Annotated in this window: 17 protein-coding genes; 9 read left to right on the top strand and 8 right to left on the bottom strand. The window is 74.9% G+C overall.

Annotation, left to right across the window (positions count from 1 at the left end; translation table 11 throughout):
• Positions 1-56 precede the first annotated feature (56 nt).
• Complete coding sequence (locus ACFPCY_RS28605; protein ID WP_378260061.1) at positions 57-191, top strand: hypothetical protein; 135 nt, start codon at positions 57-59, stop codon at positions 189-191.
• Here ACFPCY_RS28605 and ACFPCY_RS28610 read toward each other — a convergent pair.
• On the bottom strand, positions 188-1,297 hold the full coding sequence (locus ACFPCY_RS28610) for a cystathionine gamma-lyase (RefSeq protein ID WP_378260063.1): 1,110 nt from the start codon (positions 1,295-1,297) through the stop codon (positions 188-190). The two genes, ACFPCY_RS28605 and ACFPCY_RS28610, sit on opposite strands and share 4 nt — an antisense overlap.
• 215 nt (positions 1,298-1,512) lie before the next feature.
• Entirely contained in the window at positions 1,513-2,172 is a 660-nt protein-coding gene (locus ACFPCY_RS28615) for a hypothetical protein (protein ID WP_378260065.1), read from the bottom strand.
• 177 nt (positions 2,173-2,349) lie between these two features.
• Here ACFPCY_RS28615 and ACFPCY_RS28620 point away from each other — a divergent pair, with 177 nt between their 5' ends.
• Positions 2,350-4,164, top strand: coding sequence for a hypothetical protein (locus ACFPCY_RS28620; protein ID WP_378260067.1), 1,815 nt, complete (start codon positions 2,350-2,352; stop codon positions 4,162-4,164).
• Here ACFPCY_RS28620 and ACFPCY_RS28625 read toward each other — a convergent pair.
• Complete coding sequence (locus tag ACFPCY_RS28625; protein ID WP_378260069.1) at positions 4,151-6,280, bottom strand: ATP-binding protein; 2,130 nt, start codon at positions 6,278-6,280, stop codon at positions 4,151-4,153. The genes ACFPCY_RS28620 and ACFPCY_RS28625 overlap by 14 nt on opposite strands.
• A gap of 68 nt (positions 6,281-6,348) precedes the next feature.
• On the opposite strand from ACFPCY_RS28625, the gene ACFPCY_RS28630 reads away from it, so the two are divergent.
• A complete protein-coding gene (locus ACFPCY_RS28630) occupies positions 6,349-8,079 on the top strand; it encodes an AfsR/SARP family transcriptional regulator (RefSeq protein WP_378260071.1) in 1,731 nt (576 codons plus the stop codon).
• Positions 8,080-8,085: 6 nt separating this feature from the next.
• Here ACFPCY_RS28630 and ACFPCY_RS28635 read toward each other — a convergent pair whose 3' ends face one another.
• Entirely contained in the window at positions 8,086-11,001 is a 2,916-nt protein-coding gene (locus tag ACFPCY_RS28635) for an AfsR/SARP family transcriptional regulator (protein WP_378260073.1), read from the bottom strand.
• A 36-nt stretch (positions 11,002-11,037) separates the two neighbouring features.
• Entirely contained in the window at positions 11,038-11,820 is a 783-nt protein-coding gene (locus tag ACFPCY_RS28640; RefSeq protein ID WP_378260075.1) for an IPT/TIG domain-containing protein, read from the bottom strand.
• A 211-nt stretch (positions 11,821-12,031) separates the two neighbouring features.
• Here ACFPCY_RS28640 and ACFPCY_RS28645 point away from each other — a divergent pair, with 211 nt between their 5' ends.
• Positions 12,032-13,744, top strand: coding sequence for an ExeM/NucH family extracellular endonuclease (locus ACFPCY_RS28645; protein WP_378260078.1), 1,713 nt, complete (start codon positions 12,032-12,034; stop codon positions 13,742-13,744).
• Positions 13,745-13,801: 57 nt separating this feature from the next.
• On the opposite strand, the gene gabT is transcribed toward ACFPCY_RS28645, so the two are convergent.
• Positions 13,802-15,136, bottom strand: coding sequence for a 4-aminobutyrate--2-oxoglutarate transaminase (gabT, locus tag ACFPCY_RS28650; protein WP_378260080.1), 1,335 nt, complete (start codon positions 15,134-15,136; stop codon positions 13,802-13,804).
• Positions 15,137-15,263: 127 nt separating this feature from the next.
• Between gabT and ACFPCY_RS28655 the strand changes: the two genes are divergently transcribed.
• The 4 genes from ACFPCY_RS28655 to ACFPCY_RS28670 all read left to right on the top strand — a co-directional run bounded on the left by ACFPCY_RS28655 (position 15,264) and on the right by ACFPCY_RS28670 (position 18,778).
• Positions 15,264-16,742, top strand: coding sequence for a PucR family transcriptional regulator (locus ACFPCY_RS28655; protein ID WP_378260082.1), 1,479 nt, complete (start codon positions 15,264-15,266; stop codon positions 16,740-16,742).
• Positions 16,743-16,762: 20 nt separating this feature from the next.
• A complete protein-coding gene (locus ACFPCY_RS28660) occupies positions 16,763-18,190 on the top strand; it encodes an aldehyde dehydrogenase family protein (RefSeq protein WP_378260084.1) in 1,428 nt (475 codons plus the stop codon).
• Positions 18,191-18,272: 82 nt separating this feature from the next.
• Positions 18,273-18,527, top strand: coding sequence for a type II toxin-antitoxin system Phd/YefM family antitoxin (locus tag ACFPCY_RS28665; protein WP_378260087.1), 255 nt, complete (start codon positions 18,273-18,275; stop codon positions 18,525-18,527).
• Complete coding sequence (locus ACFPCY_RS28670) at positions 18,524-18,778, top strand: Txe/YoeB family addiction module toxin (protein WP_378260089.1); 255 nt, start codon at positions 18,524-18,526, stop codon at positions 18,776-18,778. The genes ACFPCY_RS28665 and ACFPCY_RS28670 overlap by 4 nt, the downstream gene beginning before the upstream one ends.
• Positions 18,779-18,905: 127 nt before the next feature.
• On the opposite strand, the gene ACFPCY_RS28675 is transcribed toward ACFPCY_RS28670, so the two are convergent.
• A complete protein-coding gene (locus ACFPCY_RS28675; RefSeq protein ID WP_378260091.1) occupies positions 18,906-19,811 on the bottom strand; it encodes a LysR family transcriptional regulator in 906 nt (301 codons plus the stop codon).
• A 116-nt stretch (positions 19,812-19,927) separates the two neighbouring features.
• On the opposite strand from ACFPCY_RS28675, the gene ACFPCY_RS28680 reads away from it, so the two are divergent.
• A complete protein-coding gene (locus tag ACFPCY_RS28680; protein ID WP_378260093.1) occupies positions 19,928-21,154 on the top strand; it encodes an MFS transporter in 1,227 nt (408 codons plus the stop codon).
• A 60-nt stretch (positions 21,155-21,214) separates the two neighbouring features.
• Here the strand turns inward: ACFPCY_RS28680 and ACFPCY_RS28685 are convergent, their stop codons facing one another.
• Positions 21,215-22,465: a cytochrome P450 gene (locus ACFPCY_RS28685; RefSeq protein WP_378260095.1), complete on the bottom strand. Its 1,251-nt coding sequence runs from the start codon at positions 22,463-22,465 to the stop codon at positions 21,215-21,217.
• Positions 22,466-22,479 lie beyond the last annotated feature (14 nt).

Consider the following 22,479-nt stretch of genomic DNA (forward strand, 5'->3'; position numbering starts at 1 on the left):
AGGGTCGGGTCCAGGCCGTCCGGCCCGGCGAGCCGGCCGAGCTGACCGGCGAGGGCGTGCGCGCGCGCAGGCGGATCGCCGCGGCGATCGCCGCGCAGCGCGCCCGGATGAGCGAGTGCTTCTCATCCGGGAACATCGAGTGGCTTACGGAGATGCTCCAGCGCTTCTCCGCGCACCTCGCCACCGTCTAACGGGCGGCGTCCAGGGCCTGGAGGACGTCGGCGACCAGGTCGGCGGTGTCCTCGACGCCGCAGGAGAAGCGGATGAAGCCCGGCGGCACGGCGTCGCCGCCCCAGCGGGCGCGGCGTTCGGCGGAGCTGTGCACCGAGCCGAAGCTGGTCGCCTCGGTGACCAGGCGCGACGCGGCGAGGAAGCGTTCGGCGGCGGCTTGCGACGGCAGCGTGAACGACACGACGCACCCGAACCGGCGCATCTGCGCGGCGGCGACCGCGTGCGCCGGGTCGTCCGGAAGGCCGGGGTAGCGCAGGCCGCTGACCAGCGGATGCTCGCGCAGGGCCGTCGCCAGCGCGAGGGCGTTCGCGGTCTGCCGGTCGAGCCGCAGCGCGAGCGTGGCGAGGGAGCGGTGCGCGAGCCACGCCTCCATCGGGCCGGGGATCGCGCCGACGGTCTTCCGCCACGTCCGGACGGCCTGCGCGAGCGCCGCGTCGCGGGTCGTGACGTGCCCGAGCAGCAGGTCGCCGTGGCCGGTCAGCGACTTGGTGTCGCTCGCGACGGCCAGGTCCGCGCCGAGGTCCAGGACGCGCTGGCCGAGCGGCGTTGCGAGGGTGTTGTCGACCGCGACGAGCGCGCCCGCCTCGTGCGCGGCGGCGGCGATGCGCTTGATGTCGCACACGTCCAGTCCGGGGTTGGACGGCGTTTCGAGCCACACCAGGCGCGCGCCGTCCAGCACGTCGAGCTGGGCGTCCCCGGCGGTCGGGGCCGTCCGGACGTGCACGCCGTAGGACTCCAGCCGCTCGCGCAGCGCGCGGGTCGTCTGGTAGCAGTCGTCCGGCATGACGACCGTGTCACCCGAGGCGACCAGCGAGAACAGGGCGGCGGAGACGGCGGCCATCCCGGACGGGAACACCGTCGTGGCGCCGCCGCCCTCCAGCTCGCTGATCGCGTCCTCCAGCAGCGTCCAGGTCGGGTTCGCGTCGCGGCCGTAGGTGTACGGCCCGGTCGCCTCGCCGGCCAGGTGGTAGTGCGCGGCGAACGTCGGACCGGGCAGCTCGGGCGCGTGCTGCTCGGCGGCGGGTCGTCCCGCCCGGACGCTGCGCGTGCTGTCGCCGTCGGCCATGCCGTGTCTCCTTCGGGTCGTCCGCCCGAAGGGTAACGGCACTGCTCAAAGGCCCCCGCAACCGGGGTCGGGACGGCCCGGCGAAGGCGCCGAGGCGCCCGAGCGCGAGGGGTCGGCGAAGGCGCCGAGGCGCCCGAGCACGGCGGGCAGGCGGAGGCGGTGAGGCGCCTGGGTCGGCGGGTCGGCGGGGGCGGCAGGCGGCTGGGCGCGGCGGGTCAGCGGGGGCGGTGGTGCGCCGGGGCCGGGTCGGGGTCGGCGTCGCGGCGCGCGGGGCCGGACGGCGCGGGCGACGGGACGGGCGCGTCGCCGTCCGCCGGGGACGGCAGGAGGCCGATCTCGGCGAGATAGGCGCGGCCCCGGGGCGTGATGTCCCACAGGTTGCTGCGCCACTCCTTGCGCCGCCACACCACGCCGGCGGCGAGCAGCCGGCGGCCGACGCGGCTGATCTCGGTGTCGTCGGTGCCGAGTTCGGCCGCGAGCTCCCGGTTGGACCGCCCCGGACGGGCCGCGACCGCGACCAGGAACCGCGCGGCGTGCCCGCCGGGCCGCAGGCCGAGCTGGAGCCCGGACGGCAGCCTCTGCAGCGCCCAGTGCGCGACGTCGATCAGGCCGAGCAGCCGGCCGCGCTCCTCGCGCCGGTCCGGATCGAGCGCCGGGACGTCCAGGTAGTGGGTCCGGTACAGCCACTGGAGGCCGTCCTTGATGGCCGTCAGGGACGGCTCGTCGGCACACAGCGACGCGTCGGTGATCAGCATGCCGAGCGCGCTGAAGTGCCCCTCCTCGAGGGATTTCGCGTGCTCCATGGTCTCCAGCAGGCGCTCGGCCTCGGCCCGCCTGCCGCGGCTCGCGCCGAACGCGGTGGTCGTCGTCGCCATACGCGCCGTCCTCGGTGGTCTCTTCGGCTGGTACTCCTCCACTGTGCGCCGATGCCAAGTGAATGTCAAGTGACTCATCGGTTTCGCGCCGGACGGCACGAAACCCCTACGTGGTAAGGGCTAGCATCGTTGACACGTCCAGTAGCGCGCTGTCACGACCCCCCTTGGAGGGCGCACATGACGGATCGGCCCGCGGCGCACCCGCCGGAGACCGCGGCGTACCCGGCCGACCCGGCTGACCTCTTCGTCCGGCTCTACGACGAGCTTCCCGCGGAGCTCCACCGGTCCTGGGCGCCGAACCTCTGGTACGAGGACGACCGGGTCCGGCGCGTCGCCGCCGAGCTGCGCGACCGGATCATCGACCCCGACCTGGATGCGGACCCGGACCCGGATCCGGACGGCCCCGCCCGGGCCCCGGACCCGGATCCGGACGGCCCCGCCCGGGACCCGCTCGACCCGGCCGCGACCGCCGCGCTCGTCGAGGCGGAGGGCGACCGGGGCCGGTTCGCGCTGCTGCTCGCGCTGGACGGCGCGCTCGCCCTCGCCAACCCGTACGGGCCGTTCTACGACGCGTCCGCGATGACCGGGATCACCGTCCGGTACCTGGTCGAGGGCCGGTTCGACAGCGGCGCGGCGGGCGGCGCGCTGCTCCCCCGCTGCGCCCTCCCCGGACGGCCCGAGGGCATGCGCACGCTGCCGGACTTCTTCGGCGTCCACCGCGTCCCCCCGGACCTGTGGCGCAGGATCGACCACAAGCGGCTCCCCGCCGTGCACGACCCGCACCTGCCGCGGGACGAGCCGATCGAGGTCGGCTGCGCGCCGCTGATGGAGTCCTACGACGACGTGCGGATCGATTTCGGCGAGCGCGCGGGGCGCACGGTGTACCGGCTCCGGCCGTCCGGCTCGGCGTCCGTCCGGGCGCGGATCCGGACGATCGTCCGGCGGCTGGACGAGGCGGGCGCGCGGATCGCCGTGCTGCCCGAGGCCACGCTGACCGACGGCCTGCTCGACGCGTGGAAGGAGGCCGCGTTCGACACCGCCAGCCGGGACGGCTCGCTGCGGCTGCTCCTGGTCGGCTCGGGCCCGGTCGGCGGCGGCGACCCGCCGCCGAACCGCGCGGTGCTGATCGACCGGTGGACCGGCACCGAGCTGCTCGTCCAGGACAAGATGAGCCCGTTCGTCCTCGGCACGCAGCAGATGCGCGACTGGGCGCTGCCCGGCGCGCCGGACGCGGGCACCGCCGAGGAGGACATCGAGCCGGGCACGACCGTCCGGCTGCTGGACTCCTCGCTCGGCCGCCTCGCCGTCCTGATCTGCGAGGACCTCAGCCGCGCGGACCGCTGGGACCGCGAGCTCATGGCCGCCGGCGCGTCCCACCTGCTGGTGCCGATCTTCTCCAAGCCGATCCTGCGCTACCGCTGGGAGGAGCAGAACGCGCAGCGCCAGGTCAACACGCTCGGCGCGTGGGTCGTGGTCGCCAACAGCCTGGTCGTCGCGAACGGCACGGCCCCCGGCCCGGCGGACGGCGAGCGGTATTCCTGCCTGGTCGCCGGGCCGGCCGGCGCGACGCGGCTCGACTACGCCTCGGCTCTCGCGTTCGGTTCCGCGCGGCACGGCGACGAGCCCGGCCTGACCGCGGACGGCAAGCTCCCGGCCGTCCACGCGGGAGCCGCGCACGAACCGTGGCTCCCGCACTGGGCGGACGACCTAGACGGCCCCCTGGACGCCGCTCCGGACGGCAAGCCCGGCAACGGCCTGAACGGCGACGCGAACGGCGGGTCGAACGGCGACGCGAACAGCGGGCTGAACGGCGACGCGAACGGCGGGTCGAACGGCGACGCGAACAGCGGGCTGAACGGCGACGCGAACGGCGGGTCGAACGGCGACGCGAGCAGCGGGCTGAACGGCGACGCGGGCGGCGGGCTCGGCGGGAGTCTTGGCGGGGACGGAGCGCTCCACGGCGCCGAGCCCGACGACCTCACTCTCGACTGACCGGCCCGTCGGCCGGGCGCCGGCTCTCGACCAGGTCCTGGTCGGGGACGTTCAGCGTCAGCCCGGACCGCCGCCACGGCGTCTCGGCGGCGGCCCTGGCCTCGGCCGCCTCGTCCGGACGGCCCAGGTCGTCCAGCGCGACGGCGGTCAGGGCGAGCACGCGGCCTCGCAGGTGGTCGTCGCCGATCTCGCCGAACAGCTCGGCGGCCCGCCGTCCGATGTCCACGGCCTCCTCCGGATTGCCGAGCCGCAGGTGCGCGACGATGATCCGGGGCAGGCACCAAGCGGCGCGGAGCGGCATGCCGCGCGTCCGGAAGATCTCGCGCGCGGTCTCCAGCTCGCGCAGCCCGCGCCGGGGATCGCCCGCGTAGATCGACGCGACGCCGAGCCCGAGCCAGCACAGTCCCTCGGCGTTGCCGTCGGCCACCGGCCCGGCCAGGTCCAGCCCGGCGAGGCCGTGCCGCCGCGCCTCGACGACCATCCCCGTCTCGGCGTAGGCGAGGGCGAGCTGGCCGTGCGCGCGGCTGATCAGCGCGGCGTCGTCCGGGAGGACGTCCAGCGCCTCGCTGAGCAGGCCGATCGCCTCGTCCGCCGCGCCCATGACGCGCGCGCCCGCGCCCATCGCGAACAGCACGCCGCCGGGCAGCAGCTCCGCCGGGACGGTCGTCCGGTCGGCGAGCGACGGCACCACGAACAGGCGTCGGGTGAGCCGTCCGGGCGAGCCGCCGCCCGCGAGGTAGCCGCGCAGCGCGGCCATGACGTTGGCGTGCTCGGCGCGCATCCAGGCGACCATCGCGGCGGCGTCCGCGAAGTGCAGGCCGGTGTGCAGCGCGTCGGCCGACGCGCTGTGCGCCTCGACGACCTCGGGCTCGGAGTACACCTGGTACAGCGCGAACGTCTGCCGGAACAGGCCGCGGACGCCCGCGAGGAAGTGCTCCAGCAGCCGGTCCAGCGCGCGGGCGCACAGGATCGGGCCGTCGCCGGTCTCGGCGAGGCCGCGCGCGTAGAGCCGGAGCAGGCTGTGGTAGGCGTACCGGCCCGGCGCGCGCGACTCCAGCAGGCCGGAGTCGACGAGCGACTCGCAGAGGTCCTCGGCGTCCGGGACGTCGAGGTCGAGGAGCGCGGCGGCGGCCTCGCCGGACAGGTCCGGCCCGTCGTGTAGCGCCAGGAGCCGGAACGCGCGCGCCTCCTCGATGCCGAGTTGCGCGTAGCCGAGCGCGAAGCAGGACTCGACGGCCTCGTCGCCGATCCGCAGCTCCCCGAGCCTGCGGCGCTCGTCGTCCAGCCGTCCGGCGAGGACGGCCGGGCGCATCCGAGGCCGGGCCGCGAGCCGGGACGCGACGATCCGCACCGCGAGCGGCAGCAGCCCGGACGCGTGCACCAGGCGCAGCGCCGCGTCCGGGTCGGCGGTGATCCGCTCCGGACCCGCGACCCGGCGGAGCAGCGCGGTCGCGGCCTCGGGCGTGAACGGCGCGAGGTCCAGGTGCGCGGCGACCGGTAGTTCGGCGAGCCGCGTCCGGCCGGTGACCAGCACCGCGCTGCCGGGCTCGCCGGGGAGCAGCGGCGCGATCTGCGCGGCGTCGCGGGCGTCGTCGAGGACGACCAGGACGCGCCGTCCGGCGAGATGGGAGCGGAGCAGCGCGGCGCGGCGGTCCGGCTCGGGCGGGATCTCCCGGTCGGGCGCGCCGAGCGCGCGCAGGAACCCGGCGAGCACGGCGGCGGGCGCGGCCGGGACCGGTCCGGTGCCGTGCAGTTCGGCGTAGAGCTGGCCGTCCGGGAAGGCGTCCCGGACGGCGTGCGCGACGTGCAGCGCGAGCGCGGTCTTGCCGATGCCGCCGAGACCGGCGACGGTGACGACGGGCACGGCGCTGCCGTCCCGGGCGGTCAGCGCGGCGGTGAGCCGGGCGGTCTCGGCGTCCCGGCCGGTGAAGTCGGGCAGGTCGGGCGGGAGCTGGGCGGGCGGAAGCGGTGCGTGCGGTCGTCCGGACCGGTCGTGCGGCGGATGCGCGGACGGCCGGTCGGCGGACGGCCGGTCGGCGGACGGCGGGTCGGCGGACGGAGCGTTGGCGGACGGAGCGTTGGCGGATGGAGCGTTGGCGGGCGGCGCGTCGGACATGGCGATCCCCTCGTTCCCCTCAACCAGTAATTTTGCATGTCGCCGACATCTGGGACGGAAGGGACCGAATGGGCGAATTTCCGCGGTTCGCGGTGCTCGGCCCGGTGCGCGGGTGGCGCGGTGACGCCGAGCTCGCCCTGGGACCGCCGCAGCGGCGCGCGATGCTGGCGTTCCTGCTGTTACAGGAGGGGCGGGCCGTCGCCGGGCAGACCATCGTCGAGGCGCTGTGGGGCGACCGGCCGCCGGACCGGGCGCGCGGCGCGGTCCGCTCGCACGCGTCCCGGCTGCGCTCGGCCGTCGAACGCGACCGCGCCCGTCCGGAGGTCCTGCTCACCGCCGGGGACGGCTACCGGCTCGTCCTGCCGGACGACGCGTTGGACGCCGCCCTCTTCCGCCGCGGGCTCGCCGCCGCCGATCGGGCGCGGGCCTCGGGTGATCGTGCCGCCGCCCGGTCGCTGGTGGCGGACGCGCTGTCGCTCTGGACGGGCGAGCCGCTGGAGGACCTCCCCGGCCCGTTCGCGCGGGCGCAGCGGGCGCGGCTCGCCGAATGGCGGCTGGCCGCGTGGGAGACGCGCTTCGAGCTGGACCTGGAACTCGGCCTGCACGAGGAGGCCGTCGCCGGACTGTCCGTCCTCGCCGCCGGGCATCCGCTGCGGGAGGGGTTCCAGCGGCTGCTGATGCTCGCGCTGTACCGGTCGGGACGCCGGGCGGAGGCGATCGAGGTCTTCGAGCGCTCGCGCTCCCTGCTGGACGCCGAGCTCGGCCTCGACCCCGATCCCGAGCTGGTCGGGCTGCGCCGGCTGATCGGCGCCGCCGGCACCCGCGCCTCGGCCGCCGCGCAGCTTCCGACCGACCTCATCGACTTCACCGGACGGGACGACCAGGTCGCCTCCCTCGTCCGGACCCTCACGTCCGGCCCGGTCGTCGCGGCGGTCGCCGGGCCGGTCGGAGCCGGGAAGTCGGCGCTCGCGCTGCACGTCGCCCACCGCGTCCGGGACGCCTACCCGGACGGTCAGCTGTACGCCGACCTGCGACGCGACGATCCCGACGCGATCCTGTCCGACTTCCTGCGCACGCTCGGCGCTCCGCCGCGGCCCGGCGCGTCCGTTTCTGAGCGAGCCGCGCTGCTCCGCACGATGCTGCGCAGGAAGCGGATGCTCCTCGTCCTCGACAACGCGCCGGACGCGGAGTCGCTGCGTCCGCTGCTTCCCGGCGGCGGCTGCTCCACGCTGCTCACCTGCCGGGCGCGCCCGAACGTTCCGCCCACCACCGAGCCGGGCGAGTTCGGCGTCTCGCAGGTGATCGAGGTGGGTGAGTTCTCCGAGCGGGAGGCCGTTCTCCTCTTCGGACGCGTCGCCGGTCACGACCGCGTCGAGCGGGAGCCGGAGGCCGTGCGCGAGGCGATCGCGCTGTGCGGGCGGCTTCCGCTGGCCGTGCGGATCCTGGCGGCGCGGCTCGCGTCCCGGCCGGGATGGACGGCGGCGTCGCTCGTCCGGCGGCTCGCGGACGAGCGGCGCCGGCTCGCCGAACTCAAGGTCGGCACGCTCGACGTCGAGGCGGTCTTCGCCCGCGCGCACGCCGGGCTCGACGGAGATCAGGCGCGCGCGTTCCGGCTCCTGGCCCGCGCCGGCTCGCCGCTCTTCTCGCTCGACACGGCCGCCGGGGTCCTCGGCCGCCCGCGCGACGAGACCGAAGCCCTGCTGAAGGCGCTGTGCGACTCCGGGCTCGTCACCGGCCCGTCCGAAGACCGCTACCGCTACCCCGCGCTGCTCCGTCTCTACGCGCGGCGACTCACCTGATCCGCGTCACCGGACGTGGCCACCGGTCGCGGCCGGCCGCCCGTCCACGCTGAGGAGCGCGCGGACGTCGTCGGCCTCGGCGGTGCCGAGACCGGTGAAGACGTCCAGCGCGACGCGCCATTCGCGGTGCGCGCGGGTCGTCCGGCCGAGCGCGGCCCACGCCCGGCCGAGGACGACCCGGCTGCGCGCCTGCTGCCAGTCCCCGCCGATGACGCGGCTGACGGCGAGGGACTGCGCGGCGGTGTCGGCCGCGTCCCGGAACTGGCCCAGCGCGAGCCGCGCCTCGGCCATCCGCATGAGCACCTGCGCCTCGCGCATCGGCAGCGAATGCGTCCAGCAGACCGTGAGCGCCTCGTCGAACGCGGCCAGCGCTTCGACGTGCCGGTCCAGCGCGCCGAGGATCTGCCCGACCAGGTAGAGCGCGTAGGCGACGGCTACCGGCGCGTCCGCGCGACGGGCGAGCGAGAGTCCTTGGTAGCCGGCGGCGAGCGCGGCCGACCGGTCGCCCATCTCCAGGTGCAGCTGCGCGATGTTCGCCATCCGCGTCGCCTGGCCCCGGACGTTCCCCATCCGGACGTCGATCGCGAGCGCCTCCTTGCAGCGCGCCAGGCTGGCGGCGTGGTCGCGCCGGTAGAACGCGTCCAGCGCGAGGACGCTCAGCGCCTCGGCGAGCGCGGACGGGTCGTCCAGCTCGCGGCAGATCTCGGCGGCGCGGCCGACCAGCGGCGGCCCGCCGGGCTGCTTGACGCAGTGGATCAGGTGGTAGCCGAGGACGAACGACCCGGCCATCTCCGCGCGCCGCTCGCCCTTACGGACGCCGGCGTCCAGCAGCGCCCGCGCGGCGCCGACCAGCTCCGTCCAGCGCGGCCCGTCGTCGAGCTGCTGCGCGAGCGCCAGCGTCAGCTCGGCGACGCCGTCCAGCGGCAGGGCGGGGTCGGCGGCGTACCGGGTGATCAGCGCGAGCAGTTCGGTGAGCTGGTCGGTCGTCCACTGGCTCGCGGCGCTCGCCGACGCGAACCGGGGCGGCCCGGTGCGCGCCGCCAGGGCGTGGCTCTCCCCGAGCAGGGCGAGCGCCTCGCGCTGCGCCTCCAGGTGGTAGTCCAGCAGCCGGGCGTACGCGGCCCGCCGCTCGTCCGGTCCGCCGCGTTCGGTGAGCCCGCGGGCGAACAGCAGCGACAGGTTGTGGAAGCGGTACCGGCGCGGCGCGGGCGAGGCGAGCATGCCCTGCTCGACCAGCGAGTCGGCCAGCTCCTCGGCCTCCTCCTCGACCGTGCCGAGCAGCGCGGCGGCGGTGCCCGCGCCGATCACCGGCGCGTCGGAGAGCGCGAGCAGCCGGAACGCGCGGGCCTGCGCGGGTTCGAGCCGGTCGTAGGCGAGCTGGAAGGTGGTCTCGACGGCGGTGCGGCCGAGCCGCAGCTCGGCGAGCCGCCGCTCGCCGTCCGCGAGCCGGGCCAGCAGGGACTCGACCGTCCAGGCGGGCCGCGCGGCGAGCCGGGACGCGACGATCCGGACGGCGAGCGGCAGCCGGTCGCAGAGCCGCAGCACCTCCTCGGCGGCGGACCGCTCGGCGGCCGTCCGCGCCGTGCCCGCGATGCTCGCGAACAGCGCGAGCGCGTCGCGGCGGTCGAGCGTGCCGAGGTCGAGATGCCGGTCCACCGGGAGCGCGGCCGGACGCGCCCGGCCCGCGACCAGCACCGCGCAGCCCGCGCCGCCGGGCAGCAGCGGGCGCAGCCGCGCCGCGTCCCCCGCGTCGTCGAGGACGACCAGGACCTTCCGGTCGGCAAGGCACGAGCGGTAGAGCGCGGCCGAGGCGGCGAGGTCGCCCGGCTGGCGCGGGTCCGGGATGCCGAGCCGCCGCAGGAAGCCCCGCAGCACCTCCCCCGGCTCGACCGGCTCGGCCCGCGACGCGCCGAGATCGGCGTACAGCACGCCGTCCGGGAACGCCCCGGCCACCTCGTGCGCGACCTGGACGGCCAGCGCCGTCTTCCCGACGCCCGCTCCCCCGGCGAGCGTCACGATCACGGGGGCCCGTCCGCGGCGTCCGCCCCGGTCGGGGTCGGTGAGGGTCGTCCGGAGGCACTCCAGCTCCCGCGTCCGGCCGACGAAGTCGGGCACCGCCCGCGGCAGCTCGTACGCGGGCAGTCGCGGCGCGGGGAGGGTCTCCGGCTCGTTGGACCTGAGGATGCGCTGGTGCAGCTCTTGCAGCGCGGGGCCGGGACGGGCGTCCAGCTCGTCGGCCAGGGCCCGGCGGGCGGCGGTGTAGGCCGCCAGGGCCTCGGCGCGGCGACCGCTCCGGTAGAGGGCCAGCATCCGGAGCAGGTGCAGGCGTTCCCGGAGCGGATGCGCGGTCGTGAGCGCGGCCAGCTCGACGGCCGCGTCGGCGTGCCGGCCCAAGGCCAGATCGGCTTCCAGGCGGGCTTCCAGCGCGTCCAGGCGGAGCAGGGCGAGGCGTTCGCGGTGGGTGGCGGCGGACGGCCCCGGAAGCCCGACCAGCGGTTCGCCGCCCCAGAGCGCGTCGGCCTCCAGGAGCAGGCGGCGAGCCGCCGCGTGCTCGCCCGAATCGGCGGCGGCGCGCGCGTCCCGGACGAGCCGCTCGAACTCCACCGCGTCCACCGCGTCGGACGGCACGTGCAGCGCGTACCCCGCGCCGACCGAGACGAGGACGCGGGGACGCGTCCGGTCGTCCTCCAGGACGAGCCGGAGCCGCGACACGTAGGTGCGGATCATGCCGACCCCGCGGGCGGGCGGCTCGCCCTCCCAGAGCGCGGCCACCAGGTCGTCGATCCCGGCCGGGCGTCCGCCGCGCAGCAGCAGCGCCGCCAGCAGCGCGCCCGCCTGCGGCGACCCGGTGGCCAGCCGGGCGTCGCCGCGCCGGACCGCCAGCGGCCCGAGCACCGTGAAGCGCAGTCGTGTCGAGGTCACCCGGTCACCCTCTCGCAGTCGGCCCGGTCCACCCGCTCACTCTCGCACGGTGAACGGGTCCGGGCTCGTCGCGGAGCCGCCCGGGGCGCGCACGACCAGCCGTCCGGACGCCGCGTCCGCCGGGACGGTGACGGTCAGCGCGGTGTCGGTGGCGTTCGCGACCCGCGCCTCGGCCGCCCCGAACCGGACGGCGGTCGCGGCGGCGAGGCCGACGCCCGTCACGCGGACGGTCTCGCCCGGCGCGGCCTCCGCCGGTTCCACGCCCCGGACCTGCGGTCCCATCGCCTGGTCCCGGCCCGGCTGCGCGGGCGCGAGCAGCGTGGCGAACACCGCGCGGAGCTTCTCCGACGTCTCCCGCGAGAACAGCCCGACGAGCGCGGCGATCGCGGCGACGCCGTACGGGTTGAGGTCGTCGGACGAGCCCGCGCCGGTCACCAGGCCGCCGCGCAGGACGAGGTAGACGATCAGCCCGAGCAGCGCGCCCACGAACGGCAGCGCCAGGTACATCATCAGCCAGCTCCGCCGCAGCGACCGGTTGCCCACGTACCAGTACAGCGACCGCGACACGTGCACGCACGCGCCGAGCGCGCCCGCCGCGAGGACGACCAGGAACATCGACTTGTCCCGGGACACGTGCGTCCGCCATCCGAACCAGTTCAGCGTGTGCCCCGGCGCGATCCGCGCGCCGGCGCCGGCCGGCGGCGGCCACGCCTGGACGAGCAGGGCGACCAGCGCGGCGGCCATCAGCACGATGACCAGCGCGACCGCGACGATGTCGCGCGTGCGGGCGTAGTCGGTGCCGACCGGTGAATCCTGCACGGATGCTTCCTCACGGATCTCTCGCCGGGACCTCCCCGCGCGCCGGAGGAGGTCTCCCGCATATCGGTCCGTCTCCGCGGCTCGTTTCCGCGCCTTCCACCTCGGCGACCCGCCTCCCGGGATCACCCCATTCATCCCATCCCATTACAAATTGGTGGAGTCTTCACCGACGGTTCTGTTTCGCACCGGTCGCCGCCCCTACGCTCCCGCCATGCGCCGAACAGCAGCAGCACTCGCGACCGCGGCCGTCGCGGCGGCGGGCCTCGCCGGATACTCCGGCAGCGCCCGCGCCGAGACCCCCGCGGCCGCCTGCGAGACGCCCGCCGACCACCGGATCGCGCAGGTCCAGGGGTCCGGGGACGTCTCTCCCCTCGCCGGTCAGACCGTCCGGGTCGAGGGCGTCGTCACCGGCGACTTCCGCCGTGCCGACCAGCTCAAGGGGTTCTTCGTCCAGGACCCGAGGCCCGACGCCGACCCGGCGACCGCCGAGGGCCTGTTCGTCTACTCCACCAGGGACGTGAAGCCCGGCGACCGCGTCCTCGTCACCGGCAAGGTGACCGAGTACAGCGGGCTGACCGAGCTGTCGCCCGCGTCCGCCGTGGACGTCTGCGGCACCGGGACCGTCAAGCCCGTGGACGTCCGGCTCCCCCTCGCCAAGGGCGTGACGCCGGAGCGTTACGAGGGCATGGTCGTCCGGTTCAAGCAGCGCCTCACCGCCACCGAGGTGTACAACCTCGGCCGCTACGGCGAGGTGTCGCTGTCGTCGGCCGGGCGCCTGTTCAACCCGACCGAGGGGCGCGGCAGGTCGCAGGAGTGGAACGACGCGCACCGCGTCCTGCTGGACGACGGTTCGAACGTGCAGAACCCGCCCGTCCCGCCGTACACCAAGCCGCACGTCCTGCGCGTCGGCGACTCCACGACGAACCTGACCGCGATCATGTCGCAGGGCTTCGGCAGCTACCGGCTGGAGCCGGCGAAGCTGCCGAAGTTCGCCCGCACGAACCCGCGCCAGGCCCGGCCGTCGCCGGTCGGCGGGAACGTCCGCGTCGCCGGCTTCAACACCGAGAACTGGTTCACCACGCTGAACAAGCGCGGGGCGACCACCGCCGAGGAGCGCGACCGGCAGCTCGCCAAGCTCGTCGCGGCGATCAAGGGCCTGAACCCGGACGTCGCGGGCCTCATGGAGATCGAGAACAACGACGCGGCGGGCGCGGCGTCCGCCATCCAGACGCTGGTCGACAAGCTCAACAGCGAGGTCGGCGCGGGCACCTACGCGTGGATCAGGCACCCGAACCCGGGCACGGACGAGATCCACGTCGCGGCGATCTACAAGCCCGCGCGGGTCCGTCCGGTCGGCGCGCCGCGCTCGTCCGACGCGCCGGTGTTCGAGCGTCCGCCGCTCGTGCAGACCTTCGCGCGGGCGCACGGCAAGGGCGCGACGTTCACGCTCATCGCCAACCACTTCAAGTCCAAGGGCTGCACCGGCGCGACCGGCGCGGACAAGGACCAGGGCGACGGCCAGGGCTGCTTCAACCCGCGCCGCGTCGCCCAGGCGAAGGCGGTCGCCGAGCTCGCCGCGCACGAGACCAACCCGCTGGTGCTCGGCGACCTCAACGCGTACACGGCCGAGGACCCGATCAAGGCGCTGACCGGCGGCGGGCTCGTCGGCCAGACCGAGCGGTTCGTCCGTCCCGCGCAGCGCTACAGCTACGTGTTCGACGGGCAGTCCGGCGAGCTGGACCACGTCCTGGCCGGGAAGGCGCTGTCCCGGCGCGTCACCGGCGCGGCGATCTGGCACATCAACGCCGACGAGCCGCTCGCCGAGGGCTACTCGACGAAGTACAACCCGCCGTTCCTCTACCACCCGGACGCGTACCGGTCGTCCGACCACGACCCGGTCGTGATCGGCCTCGACCTGCGCTGATCCCCTGACACGACGGTGCCCGGAGCGTTCTGCGCCCTCCGGGCACCGTCATTCCGGTCAGGACGCGCCGAACGCCTCGGCGAGGATGTCGAGGCCCTCGGCCAGCAGGTGGTCCGGGATGACCAGCGGCGGCAGGAAGCGCAGCACGTTGCCGTACGTCCCGGCGGTGAGGACGAGCAGCCCGGCCGCGTGGCAGCGGCGCGCGATCTCGGCGGTCGCCGCCGGGTTCGGGTCCTTGGTGCCGGGCTGGACGAGCTCGATGGCGGTCATCGCGCCGCGTCCCCGGACGTCCCCGATGACGTCGTGCTTCGCGGCCAGCTCGCGCAGCCTCGGCAGCATCGTGTCGCCGATGCGCCGGGCGCGCTCGACCAGGTTCTGCGCCTCGATCTCCTCCAGGACGGCCAGGGCCGCCTCGCAGGCGAGCGGGTTACCGCCGTAGGTCCCGCCGAGCCCGCCGCCGTGCACCTTGTCCATGATGTCGGCGCGTCCGGTGACGGCCGCGAGCGGCAGGCCGCCCGCGATGCCCTTCGCCGTGGTGATCAGGTCCGGGACGATCCCCTCGTGCTCGCACGCGAACAGGTGCCCGGTCCGCGCGAAGCCCGTCTGGACCTCGTCCGCGACGAACAGGATGCCGTGCTCCTTCGCGAACTCGGCGATGCGCGGCAGGAAGCCCGGCGCGGGCTCGATGAACCCGCCCTCGCCCGCGATCGGCTCGATGACGACGGCCGCGACGTTCTCCGGCCCGATCTGCTTGGTGATCTGGTCGATCGCCAGCGCCGCCGCCTCCGGACCGCAGTTCTCCGGCCCGGACGGCCAGCGGAACGGGTAGGCCAGCGGCATCCGGTAGACCTCCGGCGCGTACGGCCCGAAGCCCTGCTTGTACGGCATGTTCTTGGCGGTCAGCGTCATCGTGAGCAGCGTCCGGCCGTGGTAGCCGTGGTCGAACACCACGACCGCCTGCCGTCCGGTCGCGTAGCGGGCGATCTTGACGGCGTTCTCCACCGCCTCCGCGCCGCTGTTCACCAGGATCGACCGCTTCTCGTGGTCGCCCGGCGTCAGGTCGTTCAGCGCCTCGCACACCGCGACGTACGACTCGTACGGCGCGACCATGAAGCAGGTGTGCGTGAACCGCTCCACCTGCGCCTTCACCCGCTCGACGACGCGCGGGTTGGCGTTGCCGACGTTCGTGACGGCGATCCCGGAGCCGAAGTCGATCAGCGAGTTGCCGTCGGCGTCCACGACCACGCCGCCGCCCGCGTCCGTCACGTACACCGGCAGCACGCTGCCGACGCCGGGCGGGACGGCCGCCTTCCGGCGCTCCTGCAACTCCCGGGACCGGGGGCCGGGAATCTCCGTGACGATGCGCCGTTCCTGCGCGAGTTCGCTGGTCATGAGGCCGACGCTAGACCGGGATGCGCCTAGGCTGAACTCGCCGCGACGGCGAACCGGCCCGTCCTCGCTCGCCGTGGCGGAGACCCCGGTCACACCGTCCGGCCCTTCCGGCGAAAGGACCCCGCCCGTGCCGCCCCGCCTCGCCGCCGTCGCCGCGCTGCCCCGGCTCGGCCTGCGCCCGCTGACGCCCGTCCCGCCGGACGCCCCGGTCGCCTGGGTCGCGGTCAGCGAGCTGGAGGACCCGACCGCCTACCTGGAGGGCGGCGAGCTGCTGCTCACCACCGGCATGCGACTGACCGGCGGCAACGCCGACGAGTACCTCTCCCGGCTCGTCCGGCGGGGGGTGGCCGGGCTGGGGTTCGGGGTGGGGGTCGTGCACGGGACCGTCCCGCCGGAGCTGATCGACTCGGCGCGACGGCGCGGGCTGGCGCTCCTCGAAGTGCCGCGCGCGACCCCGTTCATCGCGGTCGGCAAGGCCGTCTCCCGGATGCTGGCCGCCGAGTGGTACGAGGACGTCACCCGCGCCTTCCAGGCCCAGCGCGCCCTGTCCCGGGCGGCCCTCGACGGGCCCGCCGCCGTGATCGTCCGGCTCGCCCGCGAGCTGGGCGGCTGGGCCCTGCTCCTGGACGCCGCCGGAACCGTCCGGCACGCCGAGCCCGCCACCGCCGCCGACCGCGCCGCCGCGCTCTCCCCCGACCTGGCCCGCCTCCGTCCGCACGCAAACGGTCCGTCGGGGGGTGACGGGCGGGGGGTGGCCGGGAGCCTGTCGCTGGTGGACGGGGACGCGCACGTGGTCGTCCAGGGCATCGGGCCGGGCGACCGGCCGCGCGGGTTCCTGGCCGTGGGGACGTCCGAGCCGCTGCCGCACGTGGCGCACACGATCGTCGGCGCCGCCGCCGCGCTGCTGACGCTGCGGACGGAGACGCCGCGGTCGGGACGGGACCTCCGGGCGGCGCTCGCCGCGGCCCTGCTCGGCCTGCCGTCGCCGGAACGCGCGCTCCCCCGCTTCCCGGCGACCGTCCTGGCCTGCGCGAACACCGGCGTCGCGGACGCGCTGGAGGCCGACCCGCTGGGTGATCGCTGCCTGGCCCTGCCGCGTCCGGGCCATGTCGTGGTGATCGCGCCGTCGTCCGGCGCGCGGCGGGTCGCGGCCCTCGCGGGCGGCCCGGTCGGCATGAGCGAGCCCGCCGCGTCCGCGAGCGAGCTGGGGTCGGCGCTCGTCCAGGCCGAGCGGGCCCTGACCGCCGCGCGCCGCGCGGGCGCGACCGTCGGATACGGCGAACTCCCCGGCCAGGGGCTCCTCGGCGTCCTCGACCCGGACCTCGCGCGGGGCTTCGCCGACGCGCTGCTCGCCCCGCTGCGCGCCGAACCCGCGCTCCTCGCGTCGCTGCGCGCCTACCTGGCCGCCGGCGGACGCCTGGAGGAGGCCGCCCGCGACCTGGACGTCCACCGGCACACGCTGCGCACGCGCGTCCGCCGGGTGGGCGATCTGCTGGACCGCGACCTCGACGACCCGGGCGTCCGCGCCGAGCTGTGGGTCGCGCTCGCCGTCACGGCCAACGAGGGCGGCCCGATTGGCCTGACCGGAGCGTCCGGGCCGGGATAGGCAGAGATAACGTCGTGGGTATGGACGTGACTCCCTTCTGGCTCGCCGGGCGCCCCGAGACCGGCACCGAGACCTTCGCCGTGACGCACCCGTACGACGGCCGCGAGGTCGGCGTCGTCGCCGTGCCCACCCCCGAGCAGGTGGAGGAGGCCGTGGCGGCGGCCCACGCCGTCCGCGCCGAGGCCGCCGCGCTGCCCGTCCACGCGCGCGCCGACGCCCTCACCCACGTCTCCCGCCGCCTGGAGGAGCGGCAGGAGGAGATCGCCAAGCTGATCACCGCCGAGAACGGCAAGCCGCTGATGTGGTCGCGCGTGGAGGTCAAGCGCGCGGTGTCGGTGTTCCGGTTCGCCGCCGAGGAGGCCCGCCGCTGGTCGCCGTCCACGCAGCGCCTCGACACCGAGCCGGGCGGCGCGGGCCGCCTGGTGTACGTGGACCGCGTCCCCAAGGGGCCGGTGCTCGGCATCGCGCCGTTCAACTTCCCGCTGAACCTGACCGCGCACAAGGTCGCCCCGGCGATCGCCGCCGGCGCGCCGATCGTCGTCAAGCCCGCCCCGGCGACGCCGCTGTCCGCGCTCGTCCTCGGCGAGATCCTCGCCGAGACGGACCTGCCCGCCGGGATGGTCTCGGTGCTGCCCGTCCCGAACGACCGCGCCTCCGACCTGGTGGACGACCCGCGCCTGCCGGTCGTGTCCTTCACCGGCTCGGTCCCGGTCGGCTGGTCGATCAACGACCGGGTGCCGCGCAAGCACGTCACGCTGGAGCTCGGCGGCAACGGCGCGGCCGTCGTCCTGCCGGACGCCGACCTCGACTGGGCCGCCCAGCGCATCGGCCTGTTCTCCAACTACCAGGCGGGCCAGTCCTGCATCGCCGTCCAGCGCGTGTACGTGGACGAGGTCGTCTACGACGACTTCCTGCCGAAGCTGGCCGACACCGTCAACGCCCTGGTCACCGGCGATCCCTGGGACGACAAGACCCAGGTCGGCCCGCTGGTCAGCGAGGACGCCGCCGAGCGCGTCGAGGCCTGGGTGAACGAGGCCGTCGCGTCCGGCGCGAAGGTCGTCGCGGGCGGCTCCCGCGAGGGCTCCACCTACGCCCCGACGATCCTCACCGACGTCCCGCAGGACGCGAAGGTCCTGCGCGAGGAGATCTTCGGCCCCGTCCTGGTGGTCGAGAAGACCTCCGGCGTGGACGAGGCGTTCGCCAAGGTCAACGACTCCAAGTTCGGCCTCCAGGCGGGCGTCTTCACCCGCAGCCTGGACATCGCCTTCCGCGCCCACCGCGAACTGGCGGTCGGCGGCGTGATCATCGGCGACGTCCCGTCCTACCGCGCCGACCAGATGCCCTACGGCGGCGTCAAGGACTCCGGCGTCGGCCGCGAGGGCCTCCACTCCGCCATGACCGACTACACCGAAGAAAAGATCATGGTCCTCACCGGCCTCCCCCTCTGACGGAAGCCGTCGGTCGGGCCGTCCACACGCGACGGCCCGATCGACTGGTACCATTTCTGGTACCAGTCAAGAAGGAGGCGACGTGTCCATCACCGCGAGCGAGGCGCGCAAGCGCCTGTTCCCGCTGATCGAAGAGGTCAACGCCGACGCGACCGCGGTGGAGATCGTCTCCAAGGCCGGCCGCGCCTACCTCGTCTCCGCCGAGGAGTACGAGGCCCTGGAGGAGACGGCCCATCTGCTGCGTTCCCCGGAGAACGCGCGTCGCCTGATCGAGTCGCTCCAGGAGGCGCTCCACGGCCGCCATCAGGCTCGCGAGCTCATCGAAGACGGCGAATGAAGGTCGCCTTCACCGAACAGGGGTGGGCCGACTACGTCTCCTGGCTGGACACCGACCGCAAGGTCCTCAAGCGGATCAACCGCCTGGTCGAGGACGTCAAGCGCGACCCGTTCGAGGGCATCGGCAAACCGGAGCCCCTCAAGCACATGCTGGCCGGAACCTGGTCGCGGCGCATCACCGACGAACACCGCCTGGTGTACCTGCCCACCGACGACGAAGTGATCATCCTCCAGGCCCGCTACCACTACTGACCCGCCATCTGGCTGGACAAGGTCGCTCTTATCACGGACGTCGAAGAGCTCTTCGTCTGAGCGGCCCGGGCGCGGGACGAGGGGTTGCCCCTTCGTCCCGCGCCGTTGTGCGTCCGGGGGACCTCGGTCAGGGCGGGCAGGATTCGGCCAGGTGGGTGGTGAGGGCTTCGGCGAAGCGGGCGGCGGCCGGGGACGGGGTTTCGGGGAGGACGAGGGCCAGGTGGCGTTCGGGTCGCGGGGGTTTCAGGGGGATCAGGCGTAGGGCGTCCGGGGGGTCGTCCGCTCTGGGGACGAGTTGGGTGGGCGGGGCCAGGGCCATGCCCAGGCCCGCCTGGACCAGGTCTCTGAGGATCTGCCAGTCGGCCACTTCGCAGATGACCCGGCGCGAGACGCCCGCTTCGGCGAAGGTCCTGTCGGTGCGGTGGCGGGTCGTCCAGGCGGGGTCGGTCTCGACGAACGGTTCGTCCGCCAGGTCGGTCAGGGAGACCTCGTCGCGGGCGGCCAGGGGGTGGTCGGCGCGGACGGCCAGGCGGAGCTCCTCGGAGACCAGGGGGATGGCTCGCAGGCCGGGTGGCGGCGGGCCTATCTGGTCGAACAGGGCGCAGTCGAGCTCGCCTTCGGCGACCTTGGCGGCGGTGACGGTGCCGGGGATCTGGCGGACGGAGACGTCCAGGGCCGGGTGGGCGCGGGCGAAGGCGGCGAGCAGGGCCGGGAACGGGAGCAGGCGCGGGTTGATCGGGTAGGTGCCGATCCGGAGGTGGCCGGAGAGCAGGCCCCGGACGTCCTGGACGGCCTGGCGGGCGGCCTCGGCGGCTTCCAGGGTGCGGCGGGCGGCCGGGAGCAGGGCGCCGCCCTCGGCGGTGAGCCGGACGGGCCGGCTGCCGCGCACGAACAGTTCCGCGCCGACCTCGCGTTCGAGGGCGCGGACGGACGCCGACAGCCCGGACTGGACGATCAGCTCGCGTTCGGCGGCGCGGGTGAAGTTGCGCTCTTCGGCGAGCGCGACGAAGTGCCTGAGGTGGCGCAGCTCCATGGGCACATTATCTCTGACAGAGATGGAAGGTATCTCTACTTTCTGCCGGTGAGGGGGTGGGAATGCCGTGAGTGTCTTGGTTGTCTGGAGAACGCCGTCGTTGGATTGGAGCTCGGATGCCTGTCGTTTCGCTGGTCCGGAAGCCCTCTCGCGAGGAGGTGGGAGGCGCCGCGCACGTGCGCGCGTTCTGGGTCGCGGCGGCGGCCTTCTCGGTCGTCATGGCGTTCGGGACCGCGCCGACTCCGCTCTGGCCCCTGTTCGCGGCGCGGGACCGGTTCGGCCCGACGATGGTCACGGTCGCGTTCGCGGCGATCGTCGTCGGGACGGCGACCGGGTTCCTGCTGCTCGGGCACCTGTCCGACCGGCACGGCCGCCGGGTCGTGATCATCCCGGCGCTGCTGGTCACGGCGGCCTCCGCCGTGCTGTTCGTGGTCTGGCACGGGCTGGCGGGGATCATCGTCGCGCGGATGCTGAACGGGGTCGGGACGGGCCTGATGGCCTCGACCGCGACGGCCTACCTGGGTGATCTGTACCGGCGGGCGCGTCCGGACCGTCCGGCGTCGGCGGTGCCGGGGGTGGTCGCGGCGGCGGCGAACCTGGGCGGGCTGGCGCTCGGGCCGCTGGCCGCGGGCGCGCTGGCGGAGTGGGCGCCGTCTCCGCTCGCCACGACGTTCGTGGTGTTCGCGGTGGTGATGGCGGCGCTCGCGGTCGTCCTGCTGCTGGACGCGCCGGAGACCGTGGAGGGCGGGACGTCCGAGCGCCGGTTCGGGCTGCGGCCGGGCGCGGGCGCGATGTTCGCCGGGGCCGCGGGCACGGGCGCGGTCGCGTTCGCCGTGATGGGGTTCTTCTCGTCGCTGAGCGCGGGCATGCTGAAGACCGCGCTCGGCGAGTCGTCGGTGTTCGTGGCCGGGCTGCCGGGCTTCGCGCTGTTCGCGGCGAGCGCGGTCGTGCAGCTCGCGGTCGGCGGATGGTCCGGGACGCGGATGTCGGCGGTCGGGGTCGTGCTGTTCCCGGCGGGGCTCGCGCTGACCGTCCTGTCGGTGTACCACCCGTCGCTGGCGCTGTTCCTGGTCGCGGCGGCGGTGACCGGGGCCGGGGCCGGGCTGCTGTTCAAGGCGGCGATCGCCGAGGCCGCCGGGGCGGCGAAGCCGGAGTCGCGGGCGGGCGTGCTCGCGGTGTTCTTCGCGGTCGGCTACGTCGGGATGGGACTGCCGTCGATCGCGTTCAGCGTCGCGCAGCGCCATCTCGGACTCACCACGTCGATGGTGTGGTTCGCCGCGCTGATCTCGGGCGCCGCGATCCTCACCGTGGCCACCGCCCGGCGCGCGTCCCGGAGAGCCTGAGGGCGGACCGCGAGCCGAAGGGCGGGGCCGACGCGCGGCCCCGCCCTCTCGCGCCCCCGGTCAGGCCAGGGTGACGGTGACCGGCATCTCCTTGATGCCGTTCACGAAGTTCGACCGGACGCGCCGGACGTCCCCCGCGAGGCGGACGTCGGCGAGGCGCGGCAGCAGCTCCTCGAACATGACCCGCAGTTCGAGGCGGGCGAGCGCGTTGCCGAGGCAGAAGTGCGGGCTGCCCTTCCCGAACGTGACGTGGTCGTTCGGCGTGCGGGTCACGTCGAAGACGTCGGGGTTCTCGAAGACGTCCTCGTCGCGGTTGCCGGACGCGAACCACAGCACGACCTTGTCGCCCTCGCGGATCGTCCGGTCCCGCAGCTCGACGTCGCGGGTGGCCGTCCGGCGGAAGTGGTACACCGGGGACGCCCAGCGCAGGAACTCCTCGACGGCGGTCGGCATCAGCGACAGGTCGGCGCGGAGCCGCTCGGCCTGCTCGGGGTGCTCGATCAGCGCGCGCATGGTGTGCGTGATGGCGTGCCGGGTCGTCTCGTTGCCCGCGACGACCAGCAGCAGGAAGTAGTTGTCGAAGTCGTGCGCCGACAGCGGCTCGCCGTCCAGCGGGACCTCGTTGACCAGCTTGGACACCAGGTCCTCGCCGTCGCCGCCGCGCCGCTGCCGGGCCAGCTCGCGGCCGTACTCGAACACCTCCAGCGCGGCGGGCGACCGGAACGGCAGGTCCTTGTACTTCTCCGACTCCTCGCTGTGGATGACGACGTCGGCGTACTCGGGGTCCTGGTTGGCGATGATCCGGTTGCCCCAGTCGATCAGCCGGGTGGTGTCGTCCTCGGGGACGTCCATCATGCGGGCCAGCACGTTGATCGGGAAGTCGGCGGCGACCTCCTTGACGAAGTCGAACGTGCCCTTCGCGAGCGCGCGGTCGAGGGTCCGCGCGGTGAGGCCGCGCAGGAACGTCTCGTACCCGGCGACGGCGCGCGGGGTGAACTGGCGCTGGAGGATGCGGCGCAGCGCGTGGTGGCGCGGGCCGTCGGTCTCCAGCAGCGAGCGGCGGATGGCGGCCTGCCGCTCGTCCACCTCCTCCAGGTTCACGAACCTGGTGGAGGTGAACGTCTCGGCGTCGCGGTCCACCGAGACGATGTCGGCGTGCTTGGTCAGCGACCAGAAGCCGCTGCCGCCGTCGTGCTCGGGCGTCCAGTGGACGGGGTCGGTCCGGCGCAGCTCGGCGAAGATCCGGTAGGGGGTCGCGCCGTCCAGGAACAGGTCCGGGTCGGCGAGGTCCAGGGACGTCGCGGTGCTCAAGCGGGTCCTCCTTC

It is taken from the genome of Actinomadura gamaensis, assembly GCF_042652125.1.
Lineage (GTDB): Bacteria > Actinomycetota > Actinomycetes > Streptosporangiales > Streptosporangiaceae > Spirillospora > Spirillospora gamaensis.

Excerpts from the sequence above, each read along its gene's own strand:
- ACFPCY_RS28615 (WP_378260065.1), bottom strand. The coding sequence starts at position 2,172 with ATGGCGACGACGACCACCGCGTTCGGCGCGAGCCGCGGCAGGCGGGCC.
- ACFPCY_RS28620 (WP_378260067.1), top strand. The coding sequence starts at position 2,350 with ATGACGGATCGGCCCGCGGCGCACCCGCCGGAGACCGCGGCGTACCCG.
- ACFPCY_RS28680 (WP_378260093.1), top strand. The coding sequence starts at position 19,928 with ATGCCTGTCGTTTCGCTGGTCCGGAAGCCCTCTCGCGAGGAGGTGGGA.
- ACFPCY_RS28675 (WP_378260091.1), bottom strand. The coding sequence starts at position 19,811 with ATGGAGCTGCGCCACCTCAGGCACTTCGTCGCGCTCGCCGAAGAGCGC.
- gabT (WP_378260080.1), bottom strand. The coding sequence starts at position 15,136 with ATGACCAGCGAACTCGCGCAGGAACGGCGCATCGTCACGGAGATTCCC.
- ACFPCY_RS28645 (WP_378260078.1), top strand. The coding sequence starts at position 12,032 with ATGCGCCGAACAGCAGCAGCACTCGCGACCGCGGCCGTCGCGGCGGCG.
- ACFPCY_RS28625 (WP_378260069.1), bottom strand. The coding sequence starts at position 6,280 with ATGTCCGACGCGCCGCCCGCCAACGCTCCATCCGCCAACGCTCCGTCC.
- ACFPCY_RS28610 (WP_378260063.1), bottom strand. The coding sequence starts at position 1,297 with ATGGCCGACGGCGACAGCACGCGCAGCGTCCGGGCGGGACGACCCGCC.
- ACFPCY_RS28660 (WP_378260084.1), top strand. The coding sequence starts at position 16,763 with ATGGACGTGACTCCCTTCTGGCTCGCCGGGCGCCCCGAGACCGGCACC.
- ACFPCY_RS28630 (WP_378260071.1), top strand. The coding sequence starts at position 6,349 with ATGGGCGAATTTCCGCGGTTCGCGGTGCTCGGCCCGGTGCGCGGGTGG.
- ACFPCY_RS28670 (WP_378260089.1), top strand. The coding sequence starts at position 18,524 with ATGAAGGTCGCCTTCACCGAACAGGGGTGGGCCGACTACGTCTCCTGG.